This window comes from Vreelandella venusta (assembly GCF_044809155.1).
GTDB lineage: Bacteria > Pseudomonadota > Gammaproteobacteria > Pseudomonadales > Halomonadaceae > Vreelandella > Vreelandella venusta_B.
The window spans coordinates 812576-826277 of record NZ_CP085241.1 but is presented as its reverse complement, the minus strand read 5'-3'; the positions used below and the strand labels follow the sequence as shown (position 1 = coordinate 826277).

The following is a 13702-nucleotide window of genomic DNA, read 5'->3' as shown; positions in this document are numbered from 1 at the left end:
TTTATTCATCGCTGTGCCGGGCATAGACGTCGTCCAAACGCTCAATGTCATCTTCGCCTAGGTAGCTGCCCGACTGCACTTCGATCAGCTCCAAAGGGATTTTGCCCAGGTTTTCCAAGCGATGCGGCACTCCAATAGGAATGTACGTGGACTGGTTCTCACTGACTAAAAAGGTTCGCTCATTAATAGTGACTTGCGCCGTACCGCTGACTACGACCCAATGCTCGGCTCGGTGATGGTGACGCTGTAACGACAAACGTCCGCCCGGCTTAACCGTTATATGCTTTACCTGATAACGCTCGCCGCTATCCATCGCTTGAAAGCTCCCCCACGGGCGATGCACCTGAGCCGCCGTATGCACCTCACTGCGCCCCGCCTCGGTAAGCGTTGCCACCAAGTGCTTCACCTGCTGGGCATACTCACGATGCGCGACCAGCACGCTATCTGGGGTTTCAACCACCACTAAATCTTCTACGCCAAGAGTCGCCACTAAACGGTGTTCGGCAATCACCAGTGAGCGATGGGTATCACGCAGCACGCCATCGCCCTGCACAACGTTGCCCGCCGCATCCGAAAGCTGGGCTGCCCACAGCGCATCAAAGCTGCCAATATCGCTCCACTGCGCGTCCAGTGATACAACCGCCGCCTGCTGGCTCTGTTCCATAACCGCGTAGTCAATCGAGTCCGCTGGGCAGCGGCGAAATGCCTCCTCCCCCAAGCGTAAAAAATCCAGATCCCGATGAGACTCAGCAACCGCCGCTTCACAGGCGCTTAACATGTCGGGCTGGAAGGCCTTAAGCTCTGCAAGGTAGCTTCCCGCTCGCAGTAAAAACATGCCGCTATTCCATAAGGTATTGCCTTGCGCTAAAAGCGCCTTCGCTCGCTCTGCGCTGGGCTTTTCAATAAACGACGCTACTCGGTGTCCTTCACCTAACGGGCTACCGCAGGCAATATAGCCATAGCCTGTTTCTGGGTAAGTAGGCACAACACCAAACGTTACCAGATGCCCCGCCTCGGCAAGCGGCACTGCGGCGCTTACACTAGTTTGAAAAGCTGTCAGATCACCGATGACATGATCAGCAGGGAGCACTAACAGTAGCGGGTCGCCTCCCCTTTGGCGCGCGATTAGCGCAGCGCACGCAATGGCAGGTGCGGTGTTGCGTCCTTCAGGCTCCAGCACCAGCGAGCCAGCATAGCCGCTTTCCCGAAGCTGCTCGGCCATTAAAAATCGGTGGGCATGATGGCCCATTAAAATAGGCGGTGCCGTTACCAAACCCTCTAAACGCGCCAACGTTTGCTGCAGCAAGCTCTGGGAGGAGGTTAAGCGCAGGAACTGTTTAGGCATCTGCTCCCGTGAAAGCGGCCACAGCCGCGTGCCGCTGCCACCGCTGAGAATTACCGGCTGGATCATGGTGTCATCCTTGTTTGCGAGGCCGAGGGGCCAAAATCTTCCTGCAGCCAGTGGCGCAGTTGGCTCATTTTTGGGGCGCTTTCTGTTTCATCCAGTGCTGGCAGGGTACCCTTAATAAAGCCACGTTCACGAAATGGCGCCAAAAGCGCTGGGTCTCCACTAATAATATGCACGGGCACCGCAGCGCTGGCATTTTCGCCGGTGATCAGCGGTGCAGCTTGGTGGTCGCCAAGCACAATTAACAGCGTATTATCATCCACCACCCGCTCGGCCCAGCGCCCAGTCACTTTTACAGAGTAGTCGACCGACCAAGCGTAATGGTCACGAATACGCTCTATATCGCGCCACAGCACGTCGGGTGGATCGCCCGCATGCTCCCAGGGGGCAAAAATCTGCCCATCCCCTATCATCGACCAGTTTTCCAGCACCGGAAGAATAGGCGTCCAGGGTGCATGGCTTGAGATCAGCGCTATCTGAGCAAACACTGGGCTGTCGTCCAGAAGGTGGCGCTGGGTGTAGTCGAGGGTAAATTGGTCCGGCATGGTCACCCAGTGAAGGGGTGGCCCCGCATAGGGAATATCCTTTGCCGCGGCTATTTCGTCAAAACCGTAGGCCACCCCTTCAGGCCATGCCAGCGTAATGGCGGGCATCACGGTTAGCGTGCGCTGCCCGGTCGCACGAAAATCATCAATCAACGTGGAGTGGCCGCTCTCCAGCATTAACCGATACCACAGCTGGTTATCAATCCAACGGCCGCTAAGTGCTGTGGCGTGAGCGAGCCACGACTGCCCCCCACGGATAGGTGCCTCTAGCAGCCCTGAAACAACGTGAAGGTTCTGGTCTGCCAGCCGCTGCTCCATCTCCGCAAGCGTCAGCAAAATCTGTTCACTGTAGCGTGGGTTTTCGAGCGCGGAGACACCATAAGACTCGATAAACGTTAAAAGAACACTCCGCCCTTCAAGGCCAGGGATCGCCTGACTCGCAATGGGCGACTGCTCTAGCTGCTCGGTAAATGCCTGCCGTGCATGATGGGTGGCAACAACCTGCTCCCACTGAAAGCGCGTGGTATTGATGGCGGGCAGAGTGGACTCAGGCACCACCTGCTTGTTGTTTGCGTCCAGCACAGCGAAAACTAGCGACACGCCCAGCAGTAGTGCTGCCACTACCCCCTGCGGCTGCTTAAGTGCCACATAGTGCTGGGCGAGCAGTAACCCTATCAGCCCCCACAACGTACCCAATAGCAGCGCGCCCCCTAGAAGCATCAGGAAAACCGCTATTAAGTGGCCTACATTACCTACAAGCAGGTGATAAATAGAGCGCACCAGGGGTAAATCCAAGTAGAGATTCAGCGAACGACCAAACGCCGTATGGGTAGCGGCATCACCCAGGTTGGCAGCAACCACCAATGCCAGCCAGGCGATAATGACGACCACCAGCCAGCGGCGAACAGAGCCCGGGGGAACAAGCCGTATGCCTGCTGCTATTACCCATGCTTCCCAAGCAATCAGTGGCGAGCCTACGCCGCCAAAACGCCACCATAGCGGTACAACTAACAGGCAATTCAAAGCAAGCGCCGTGAATAAAAAACGAAGCATGGGCACCTCTGCCGCCCGGGATAATGATTGCTAAGCCTAACCACCATGACGAGGCATCGTAGTTAACGTAGCGTTGAATACTACTAATACCGCAGCACAGCCGGTGACTATTTTAACTGTCACCCTAGTAGATGAAGCTAGAAAATCGAAAAAAACATATACTCATTCAGTCAATCGTATAGTTTTCGTTCAAATATTTCATATACTGATTTTGCTGGCGCTAATTTTTACGCACTTGAAAGGAACTCGCTCATGGGTGGCCGTTTTACAACAACATGGATATTGTCGTTAAGCTGCTTGATTACTCTTCCTGCCACCGCCAACGATGACGAGGTATTCAACCACGTTATCGAGCGCGCGCAAGCACTTGCCAATGAAGCCTATCAAGCGCCTGAGGAATCACTGCCCAGCGCACTTAAAGCGTTAAGCTATGACGACTACCGTCAAATTCGCTTTAACCCTGAACGGGCATACTGGCAGGATGAAAGCCCTTTTTCAGTTCAGCTTTTCCATAGCGGCTTTTTATTCCAAACCCCTGTGAACATTAACGTTGTCGATAATGGCGATGTGTCTCCCCTGCCATTCTCAGCGGATGACTTCAACTACGATGGCGACGCTAGCCGCCTGCTTGAACAAGATCTAACCGGCAGCGGCCACGCAGGGTTTCGTTTGCACTACCCAATTAACAGCGAGGACTATGCCGACGAATTCGCCGTTTTTCTGGGTGCCAGCTACTTTCGCTTGATAGGCCGTGACCAGGCATACGGCCTATCTACCCGGGGTCTGGCGATTGATACCGCCACCCATACGGGGGAAGAATTTCCCGCTTTCCGCGAATTCTGGCTTTACAAACCCACCAAAGAAAGCAGTACGTTCACGCTGCTGGCGCTAATGGATAGCCCTTCGCTCAGCGGTGCTTACCGGTTTGTTATTCAACCCGGTGAAAACACCCAGGCAGAGATAGAAGCAACGCTGTTCGCGCGGGAAGATATAGAAAAGCTTGGCGTTGCGCCGTTAACCAGCATGTTTGCCTATGGTGACATCAACCCAGAACAGCCCGATGATTTTCGCCCTCAGGTTCACGACTCCGACGGGCTACTGATCCATACCGGCGCCGATGAATGGATCTGGCGACCGTTGGATAACCCATCAGCCGTGCGCGTTTCTACTTTTTCAGATAGCGCCCCCTCAGGGTTTGGCTTAATGCAGCGGGAAAGGGATTTCAGCCGCTATCTGGATTTAGAAGCCCACTACCACCGCCGCCCGAGCCAGTGGGTGGAACCTCTGGAAAACTGGGGCGCAGGCAATGTGGAGCTGGTGGAAATACCCACCCCCGATGAAACCCACGACAACATTGTCGCTTACTGGGTAGCTGAAGATACGTTAAACGCTGGTGAATCGCGCCGCCTGCACTACCGCACCTATACGCTAAACACTCAGCCAGATGAGCACACGTTAGGGCGCGTCGTTCGCAGTCGCCAAGGCAGCGCGGCCGTGCCTGGGCAGGAAACCCCTGAGACGACTAAACAGCGGCAGTTTATTGTCGATTTCGACGGCGGTGTGCTGGATGACATTTCGGCCAACCAACCGGTTGAACTTGATATTAGCTCGCTCACTGGCGAGATACTGCTACCGCAAGTAGCCGCCTTACCCAACGGCGGCTGGCGCGCACGCTTCAGGATTCCTGATGATACCCCCAATGATATTCGCCTTCGGCTACTGCTGAACGACGAGCCCATCAGCGAAACCTGGAACTACGTATGGTACCCCGATGCCTGAAAACTACGAGGCCATGCTCTCCATACCGTGGTTAAAATGCCGCCGCGCCTTTTTTGCTATTCTGGTCGTGGCAACCAGCATGGCAGGCTGCGCTGCCATGGCGCAGGTAGTGACGCATCTACCCTTGGGTTGGCAAATCGCGATGCTGACGCTATTCGCATTAACATTTAGCTGGATCGCCCTCGCCTTCTGGGGGGCAGTGTGTGGCTTTGTGCTCTGCGCCCTTCGCCTTGATCCACTTAGCCTGCGCCGCTTCCCTTCCTCTTCCTCGGATGTAATACAGCTGACCAGTCGTACAGCGCTTGTCATGCCGATTTATGCAGAACCCCCCATTCCGACCATTGCCGGGCTAGAGGCCACCTGCCGTTCGCTGCTACAACAGGCCGACTGCCTCGCCTCGGCAGCGGTCATGCGTGATCACGTTGAGGTGTTTATTCTGAGTGATACCCAGGATAAAGTCCTCGCGCAGGAAGAGGCTAATCACGTGGCGGCCCTGCAGCAGCGATTTGCCGGGCAACTGGACGTCCACTATCGCCGTCGCCCTAATAACCATGGCCGTAAAGCCGGCAACATTGCTGAATTTTGCCGCCGCTGGGGACGCCGTTATGACTACCTAGTGGTGCTGGATGCCGACAGTCTCATGAGCGGCACAACGCTTTTACATCTTATTGATCGCATGCAGCGCCAATCCAACGTAGGCCTGATTCAAACCGTACCGATACCGGTGGGGCAGCGCACCCTGTTTGGCCGCTTTAGCCAGCTGGCCTCGGCGCTATATAGCCCCATGCTGGCGGCAGGACAGAGTTTTTGGCAGGGCGATGCGGCTAACTATTGGGGCCACAATGCGATTATTCGTACCCGCGCCTTCATGGCCCACGCAGGCTTACCCACTCTTTCAGGTAAGCCGCCCTTGGGTGGCGAGCTGCTCAGCCATGACTTTGTCGAGGCGGCACTGCTTAAGCGCGGCGGTTGGCAAGTACTGCTGGATACCACGGCCACCACCGCCGTGTCGCGCCATAGCCCTCACGTGAGCGCTTCCCATAACAGTTTTGAAGCAATGCCCAGCAACCTGCTCGACTTCGCTAAGCGCGATCGACGGTGGCTACAGGGCAACCTGCAGCATTTACGCTTACTAACAGGGGCTGGCTTCCACCCCATTAGCCGTTTGCACTTCTTTTTTGGTGCGTTTGCCTATCTTTCATCGCTTGTTTGGCTAGGACTTTTACTCTGTACAAGCATCCTGGTGGGATACCAAGCGGTAGACACGCAGCCTCACTACCCCCTGCCCCAAGCGCTTTCTCTTGGGCTACTCTTGGTCACCTTGGCCATGCTGGTCGCTCCCAAGGTGATGGGGTTAGTACTCACTTGCTGGCAATGCCCCCAAGGGTTTGGGGGACGCTTGCGGCTAACCCTCAGCACGCTATTAGAAATGCTGTTTGCCGCGTTAATCGCCCCCCTAATGATGGCGTGGCATAGCCTGTTTATTATTAATGTTTTGATAGGAAGAGCCATTGATTGGCAAACCCAGCATCGCGGTGAGCGCTCGCTCAGCTGGCGAGAGTGTTGGCAACACGCGGGATGGATGAGCCTATGCGGTGCTGCCTGGGCAGGCATGCTGGTGCTATTTTCGCCCTCTGCGTTTGGCTGGTTAACGCCCGCCTGGCTGGGCCTTATGGCAGCGGTGCCTATCGTGAAATATACCAGTAGCGCTACCTGGGGCGATGCGATGAGTGCTCGCGCTGGGCTACTCGGCACTCCCAGTTCTGTTTTAAGACCTCCGCTTCTAGCAGACTTCTCGGCGCTCAACACACCGTCTAGTGAGCGCTCTTTTTACATAAAGGGACTGAAACCGCCCCCCAGCGAGTTACCTGGCGATATGCCATGCCAGTCGTTCCATGGCCCTATCCCTTATGCGAATGCTAGCGCTTCAACCGCTAAGGAGCACAACTGATGCCCTTTGTATCGTTACAAAGCTTGCGAGGTGCCGGCGGAGTAGCTCGCTCACTGTTTATCTATTGGCGCCCTGGTAGGCAGCGCAGCCTGAGGCGCCTCTATCGGCCATTTATTCAACCCGACGGGGTCGCGTTTGATATTGGCGCGCACTTAGGCGATCGCAGTGCAGCGTTTCACGCGTTAGGCGCACGGGTGGTGGCCCTGGAGCCGCAGCCAGCGCTAGCCACTTGGTTCAAACGGCTGGTTAACCGGCCAGGGGTCACGCTACTCCCAGTAGCTGCTGGCCCGCAGCCTGGCACCGCCGATATCGCGATCAGCGTGGGCAACCCCACTCTCTCTACCTTAGCAACTGAGTGGCGCCAGCACGTCGGTGCGCGAAACCCTGGTTTTCGCCAAGTCCGCTGGGAGCAGCAGCTGCGGGTAGAGGTCACAACACTCGATAAGCTGATTGCCACCTACGGCGAGCCTAGCTTTATTAAAATCGATGTTGAAGGCTTTGAAGCTGAGGTGCTGATGGGGCTTAGCCGTCCAGTGGCAGCGCTTTCAGTGGAGTTTGTCGCTGGCGTGCTAGACGTCAGCCATGCGTGTATAGCGCAACTTGCCCGCCTCGGTGATTACCGCTTCAATGCCATCGCCGGAGAACAGCGCAGGTTCCGCTGGGAGGCATGGCAGACGCCCGAAACGATCACCCAGTGGCTGAATGATGGCGCTGACGGGCTGGCATCGGGCGATCTTTACGCCTGCCGCAGTGACCACCCCCTCTTAACCGCAGCGAATACTTTCTCTAATAACGAGTCGCAAAACGCATGATTTATCACTGGCACACCCTCACCGCACCGCAAATCAAGGCGATAGCCAACAGCGACCCCGTCGCGGTGATCACATTAGGCGCCATTGAGCAGCACGGCACCCATCTACCGCTGGGCACTGACCTGATCATCGGCGAAGGATTGCAGGCAGCCATGCTTAGTATAATGGACCCTACCATCGACGTGATTTGCCTACCGGCTATTGCCGTAGGCGCTAGCGATGAACATGCCAATTTCCCGGGTACGCTTAGCTTACCCGCCCCCCTCGCCATTGCCACGCTTGAAGCTTATGGCGCAAGCATTGCCCGCGCGGGCATACAAAAACTGGTGCTGATCAATAGCCACGGTGGCAATAAAGCCGTGATGGATCTTGCCGCACTGACACTGAGAAAGCAGTTTGCGATGCGGGTGGTAAAAGCCACATACACACGGCTGCCTGCCCTGGAAGGCGCCATTGATGCCGAGGAGCTGCGCTATGGCCTGCATGGCGGGCGGCTAGAAACCGCCATGATGCACTATTTAGCCCCGTCACTGGTGACGCTGGATGGCTATCAACCGTCGCCACCCGCCACGCCTGCGCCCGGTGCGCTAGTTAGCCCCGAAGGCAGCGCTGCGTTTGCCTGGCTCGCAGAAGACTTAACCGCCCACGGCGTTGCAGGCGATGCGACGGGAGCCACTGCGGAACTAGGAGAGCGGCTCGTCACGCATTACGCCGCACAGCTGGCGCAAGTGGTGGCCGAAACCGCCCACTTGCCGCCGCTGCCTCCCCAAAAGTGATCCGTTAACGTCCACGCCCCTCCAGCACGTCATCCAGAAAATGTCCTGCGCGGTTCGCTTTAGCGCTCAGGTAACGGTGATTATGGTCGGTCACGCTGCCATACAGCGCTTGGCGAGCAACTATTTCGATACCGCCTTCGCGGAGAGCGGCCATTTTCAATGGGTTGTTGGTGAGTAGCTGTACTTTGTTAATATCCAGCGCGTTCAGCATATCCACCGCCACCGCGTATTGGCGCTCATCATCGCCGAAGCCAAGCACCTGGTCGGCATCCACCGTGTCTAGGCCACCATCTTGCAGGGTATAAGCGCGCAGTTTGTTGGCCAAACCAATGCCCCGCCCCTCCTGGGCTAAATAGAGCAGTACGCCGCCGCCCATGGCTTGTATATCGGCTACCGCATTGCGCAGCTGCTCGCCACAATCACAGCGTAAACTGCCAAACAAGTCGCCAGTTAAGCAGGCAGAATGCATCCGCAACGGTACCGCACCTGACAGCGAATCAGGCTGCCCAATCACCACCGCTACGTGCTCCCGCAGGCCGTCAGGCTCACGAAATAGCACAAAGCGACTTTCTGGCGCGTCTTCTAACGGAATACGCGCTTCGCTGACCCGCTTCAACATACCCGGGGCGCCTGCCAGACACTTCTCAGCATCTTGAGCATTAACCTCCAACAGCTTACCGCTGGTCAGCTGTTGCTCAATATGGGCCGCCGCTGACTCGCTTACCTCAGCGCTTAGCGCCGCGGGAATTAATAACGCACGGCGCATTAGCGCCACCGCCCCGCGCTCACCAACCCCCGCAGCCTTTAACCCACTCAGCAGCGCAGGGGTTAGCGGCGTGCTCTCTTGGGAGAGCGCCAAACGGTGCAGGTCGGCTTCGCTCACGTGGTGGGCTAGCGGTAAACAGGCTGCCTCCGCCGTTAATGCGACTCCCATGACCTCAAGCCGATGGCGCGTTAGCACCAACGCAGGCCGCGAGCCAGATAGAGTAGCCAAGCTGCTAACGGATGCGCTGCCTTCTAATGCTTGCACCAGTAGACGCTGTTCGCCGGTATTCAATACCACCGGCAAACCACGACGAATATCAAAAATAGCGCGTTCAATGTGATACATGTAGGCCTCCAGGTTGCCTTTTATAACGGGCAAAGTGCGCTTGCGCTGGGCAACATGGCCCCGCATGATGAAGTAATACGGTTTGTAGGGAGGCGTTATGCCTGAATCCAAGAGTGATAAAGCCTCTACCCATGAAGAGGGCAGCATTGACAGTGACATGGCGTGGCAGTGGTTGATGGCCATTCGTCACGGCTCGCACAGCCCGCTGGACATCGCTCTTAACCAACAAGGGTGGCAAAGCCACGTGACGGTAACGGAGGCTGCCCGCGAGCTGCTGGACTGCCTGACGCCGCTGGCGGCTCAGTCGCGATGGGTCATTGCTCAGCTGGGTCAGAGTCTGGACGGGCGAATTGCCACGGAAAGCGGCCACTCCCACTACATCAACGGCTTTGAGAGCCTGGTGCATTTGCACCGCCTGCGGGCGTTGGCCGATGCGGTGGTGGTCGGCGCGGGCACGGCAGCGGCGGATAACCCCCAGCTCACCGTGCGCCATGTCACTGGCCAACACCCCGTGCGGGTGGTGATTGACCCAAGGGGCCGAGTGCCTGCCGAGCATGCGCTTTTCACCACGGACACCGCCCCTACGCTGCACATCACCGGGCCAGACGTTAACGGCGCAACAAGTCATGCTGAACGCTGCGTACTGCCGCTGAATACCCACGGGCAATTCACTCCCCGCGATGTGATTGACCTGCTGGCGCAGCGCGGCCTGACGCGAGTATTGGTTGAGGGGGGCGGCATTACTGTCTCGCAGTTTATTGAAGCGGGCGTCATCGAGCGGCTGCACCTTCTGGTAGCCCCCCTGCTGATTGGCTCCGGCAGGCCCGGTCTGCAAATGAAACCCATCGACACCCTGGAGAGCGCCCTGCGCCCGTCGATGCGAACGTTCCGGTGTGGAGACGACACGCTGTTTGATGTTCAACTGCGTGCCAGCGTTTGAGGAAGATGGTGATGGCGCTGCCGACGCGCGCCGGGCAAACGCCACCCAGATACCTGGCAAACTAGAAAGCAGCACCAGCACTCCGTAGGCCAGCGAAATGGCCACCCCCTGAGCAGAAGGCAGGCCAACAAAGACCCAAATAGCCGCAGCCGTGCCTTCTCGCAGCCCCCATCCCGCAATGGAAAGCGGTATTAGCATCGCCAGTAGCAGCACTGGCGCCAGCGCCAAAATATCCACGGCCGCAAGCTCCACGCCTATTGCACGTGCCGCGCAAACCATGACCACGCCGTAGCTAAACACGATAGTTAACGACGAAAGAAGCTGCCTCGGCCATACCTGCCGTTTGAGCAAACTACGGCGTATCTCCTGCCCAAACGCCGCGCTCCACGCAGGTAATGCGATACGCGAGGTACGCCGCAGCCATAGCGCAACGGCAACGACGGCCGCCACCAGCAGCGCTACGCCAAGCAAAACGCTCAGCAGCAGAGGCGTACCCAATGCCGTCTGCCACAACGGCGAAAAAAGCAGCGCCAATAGCGTCAAGAGTACAACCGCGACCTGGCCTGACGCCCGCTCAATGACCACCGCGCGCCAAGCGCTCCCCTTAGAAGCCGTTTGCCCCGCATGACGATGGGCGCGCCCCGCATCGCCCAATACTCCGCCGGGCAACAGTTGGTTAACCAACAGCGCCAAATAGTACTCCCGCAGGGCATAACCAAAACGCATGGGTACACCCACCAGCCCAGCCGTAAATTTCCAGCGCCAGGCACTCAGCATGACCTGCCCCACGCTCACCAGCAGTGCCAGGGCCATCCAACCCAGGGAAAAGCGCTGTACTTCGGCAATGACTGCTTCAGGCTCTACCCACAGTACAACAGCCATTAGCAGCCCCAGGCTCATCAGCCCACGCTGCACCCAGGGGGTGCGCAAATAGCGCCCAATGGACATGGGTTATGCCTCATCCACTGGCAGTGCCAGCAGATCGCGATGGCTTACCAGAATACCCACTGCGCCCTCTTCAACCGCCTGTTGACGGCGGTCGCGCCATTGGCGAATACGGTCGGTTGCCTCGGGGGCTTGCTCGGTGGCTGCATCAGCCCACCCAGCTACCAGCGCGTGCATTAATGGCCGCATAGCAGGGTCGCTGGCATTCAGCTGCCACGGCGTTTCCGCCTCACTCACTTGGTAGCGCTGCTGCTTGAAAGCTTCCATCAACACGCCATGGGCGTCGCCCCCCAGCGCATCTCCCAGGCCCTTATCACGCTGCTGATGTGCCACAAATAGCGCCTGCACCCAACGATCTTCATCGTTCTCGACGGGTGACAGCTGCAGGTCGGTAAAACACCACTCTCCGGTCACGCTCATTGCCATGAGCACGCCTTGGCGGTGGCTCACACACTGGTTGACCAGTGCCTCTAGCCAAGCACGGGAGACAAGATCCAGCAGTGCCGAGGCCGTCACTAAGCGCGCTTTTTCCAACGCCGGGTGCTTCAGGGTGGTGAGGGATACGCAGTGACACTCGGCCGAAACAGGCTCCCCTTTGGCATTGCGCAGCGCTAACGCTCGCTTTTGTGCCTCGTTGAGCAAACCAGCATCGTGGTCAAACAGCATCCAGTGCTGCTGGCTAGGTATCTGGGGCGCTAGAAACTGCATGTTGCTGCCTCGCCCACAGCCTAAATCTGCAATACAGGCCGGCGGCGTTGGGGCGCTAGGCTCACTATTTACATCTATACCGCGGGCAAGCCACGCAGCGGCAGCGTGACTGAGTTCCTTACTGCGCGCATGGGCATCCACGCGCTCGCGCAGCGTGAGCCAGTCCGCTTGGAATTGGCTGCCCGCTGCCAGCGAAGAGGGCAGCTGCAACGCCTTTGCAAAGGCAGCCCCTGCGCCTTGCCAATCGTTTAAATTGCCCCGCGCGTCTGCTGCCCCTGCGCGAAGCGTGGTGCGCAGCGCAGCATCTGCAATAAAATCCTGCAATGCCGCTTCTAGCGCGTTTACATCCCCAGGCGCAACGCTTAGGCCAGCGCCTTCAGGCAGCGTATCTTTAAGCGCTCCCCCGGTGGTCGTAATCACTGGCAAACCGTGGGCTAGTGCTTCGGTGACCACCATGCCATACCCCTCGTACCAAGAAGGCAGCACTAAGGCGTGCGCGCTCTGGTACGCGGCTTCCAAGGTGGCTGCATCACACTCACCGTGAAGCGTTACCCGGCTTGAGAGTCCGTGTTCTTCGACGAGCTGCTGCACACGCTGGGTAAAGGCCACGTCTCGGGCGCCACCATAACAATCGCACTGCCAGTTCAAATCACTTAAACCTGCAAGCGCTTTTACCAATATATCCTGCCCTTTGCGGGGCGTAAGTGTTGCCACACACAGCAGGCGAATAGGTGCACCAGGCTCTGCCGCTGGGCTAATGGGAGCGGCCGTAACGCCAGGTTCAACTACGCTAATCGGCGTTTGCATAGGCATCGCGTAGCGGCTGGCAAGCTCGCTTAGGCGTCGCTGGGTAAATCGGCTTGTCACAATCACCCTAGCGACGCTCGCTATGGCGGCTAATTCGCTACGGTGTAAGCGCTGCTGATCTTCGCTGCAAAGGCCCTGCTCATCCCCTAAGGGGTGGTGCAGCAGCGCGGTAATGTCTAATCGCTGAGCATGGCGACGCACGATGTCAGGCAGCGCCCCCATCGCCAAGCCATCGATAATGATCCGTGCGCCGTCGGGCTGGGCTGCTAGCGCCTCGCCCAGCGCGTGGGAGGCCGCCTCATCGGCGTCAGGAAAGCGCCCCGGCAGCCCTATCACATCAATCGTCGTTCCCTGCTCACGCAGCGCCGCGACGATCTGCGCATCATAAATATAGCCACCGGTGCGTTGTTCTGGCTCACCGGCCACGATGAGCGTTAAACGTTGGCTCATAGCGCGCCTTCGTAGCTTGCCCAGGCGATATGAGACTCGTGCAATTTAATTTCCATACCCGTGAGCCCCTGGGCGGTCGTGCCCATCTTGCCCGCTTTAATCGCTTCGGCCAGCTGGTCAAAAATCACCTTGGCCATAAATTCGGTGGTGGTATTGCGCCCGCTAAACTCGCTCACGTCATCCAGGTTTTGAAAGTTATAGTTCGCCAACACCTCTTTAACTGTTTCGCTAGCCAAGCCGATATCAATCACCAGCCCATCTTGGTCAAGCTCTGGGCGCTGAAACACCACATCCACTACATAGGTCGCCCCATGGGTGCGCTGGGCAGGGCCAAAGATTTCACCTGTAAAACTGTGGGCAATCATAAAGTGGTCACGGACACATAAGCGGTACATAGAGACTCCTGTTCTCAAAAAG

Annotated in this window: 10 protein-coding genes and 1 pseudogene; 5 read left to right on the top strand and 6 right to left on the bottom strand. The window is 57.6% G+C overall.

Annotated features, from left to right (window positions below; genetic code table 11):
- Nucleotide 1: 1 nt before the first annotated feature.
- Together LG301_RS03935 and LG301_RS03930 are read right to left on the bottom strand one after the other, a co-directional pair.
- Nucleotides 2–1411 (bottom strand): mannose-1-phosphate guanylyltransferase/mannose-6-phosphate isomerase, encoded by a 1410-nt coding sequence (locus LG301_RS03935; RefSeq protein WP_404473629.1) that lies wholly within the window; start codon nucleotides 1409–1411, stop codon nucleotides 2–4.
- Entirely contained in the window at nucleotides 1408–3006 is a 1599-nt protein-coding gene (locus tag LG301_RS03930; protein ID WP_404473627.1) for an alkaline phosphatase, read from the bottom strand. The genes LG301_RS03935 and LG301_RS03930 overlap by 4 nt, the downstream gene beginning before the upstream one ends.
- Nucleotides 3007–3258: 252 nt before the next feature.
- Between LG301_RS03930 and LG301_RS03925 the strand changes: the two genes are divergently transcribed.
- From LG301_RS03925 to LG301_RS03910, 4 genes are read left to right on the top strand one after another with little or no spacing between them, the layout of a single operon-like run.
- Nucleotides 3259–4785 (top strand): glucan biosynthesis protein, encoded by a 1527-nt coding sequence (locus tag LG301_RS03925; RefSeq protein WP_404473625.1) that lies wholly within the window; start codon nucleotides 3259–3261, stop codon nucleotides 4783–4785.
- The gene (gene mdoH / locus LG301_RS03920; protein ID WP_404473623.1) at nucleotides 4778–6736 is read left to right on the top strand and encodes a glucans biosynthesis glucosyltransferase MdoH; all 1959 of its coding nucleotides are present in this window, start codon (nucleotides 4778–4780) and stop codon (nucleotides 6734–6736) included. The genes LG301_RS03925 and mdoH overlap by 8 nt, the downstream gene beginning before the upstream one ends.
- Nucleotides 6736–7548 (top strand): FkbM family methyltransferase, encoded by an 813-nt coding sequence (locus LG301_RS03915; RefSeq protein WP_404473621.1) that lies wholly within the window; start codon nucleotides 6736–6738, stop codon nucleotides 7546–7548. The genes mdoH and LG301_RS03915 overlap by 1 nt, the downstream gene beginning before the upstream one ends.
- Nucleotides 7545–8324: a creatininase family protein gene (locus tag LG301_RS03910; protein WP_404473619.1), complete on the top strand. Its 780-nt coding sequence runs from the start codon at nucleotides 7545–7547 to the stop codon at nucleotides 8322–8324. The genes LG301_RS03915 and LG301_RS03910 overlap by 4 nt, the downstream gene beginning before the upstream one ends.
- A 4-nt stretch (nucleotides 8325–8328) precedes the next feature.
- Here LG301_RS03910 and ribA read toward each other — a convergent pair whose 3' ends face one another.
- Nucleotides 8329–9435, bottom strand: coding sequence for a GTP cyclohydrolase II RibA (gene ribA / locus LG301_RS03905; protein ID WP_404473617.1), 1107 nt, complete (start codon nucleotides 9433–9435; stop codon nucleotides 8329–8331).
- Between the two features lie 97 nt (nucleotides 9436–9532).
- Here ribA and LG301_RS03900 point away from each other — a divergent pair, with 97 nt between their 5' ends.
- The gene (locus tag LG301_RS03900; RefSeq protein WP_404473615.1) at nucleotides 9533–10375 is read left to right on the top strand and encodes a RibD family protein; all 843 of its coding nucleotides are present in this window, start codon (nucleotides 9533–9535) and stop codon (nucleotides 10373–10375) included.
- A 123-nt stretch (nucleotides 10376–10498) separates the two neighbouring features.
- Here the strand turns inward: LG301_RS03900 and LG301_RS03895 are convergent.
- From LG301_RS03895 to LG301_RS03885, 3 genes and pseudogenes are all read right to left on the bottom strand, one after another.
- Nucleotides 10499–11257: pseudogene (locus LG301_RS03895) on the bottom strand (lysylphosphatidylglycerol synthase transmembrane domain-containing protein); the annotation flags it as partial.
- A 69-nt stretch (nucleotides 11258–11326) separates the two neighbouring features.
- A complete protein-coding gene (locus LG301_RS03890; RefSeq protein ID WP_404473613.1) occupies nucleotides 11327–13285 on the bottom strand; it encodes a glycosyltransferase in 1959 nt (652 codons plus the stop codon).
- Complete coding sequence (locus LG301_RS03885) at nucleotides 13282–13680, bottom strand: 6-pyruvoyl trahydropterin synthase family protein (RefSeq protein WP_404473611.1); 399 nt, start codon at nucleotides 13678–13680, stop codon at nucleotides 13282–13284. Before LG301_RS03885 ends, LG301_RS03890 begins: the two co-directional genes overlap by 4 nt.
- Nucleotides 13681–13702 lie beyond the last annotated feature (22 nt).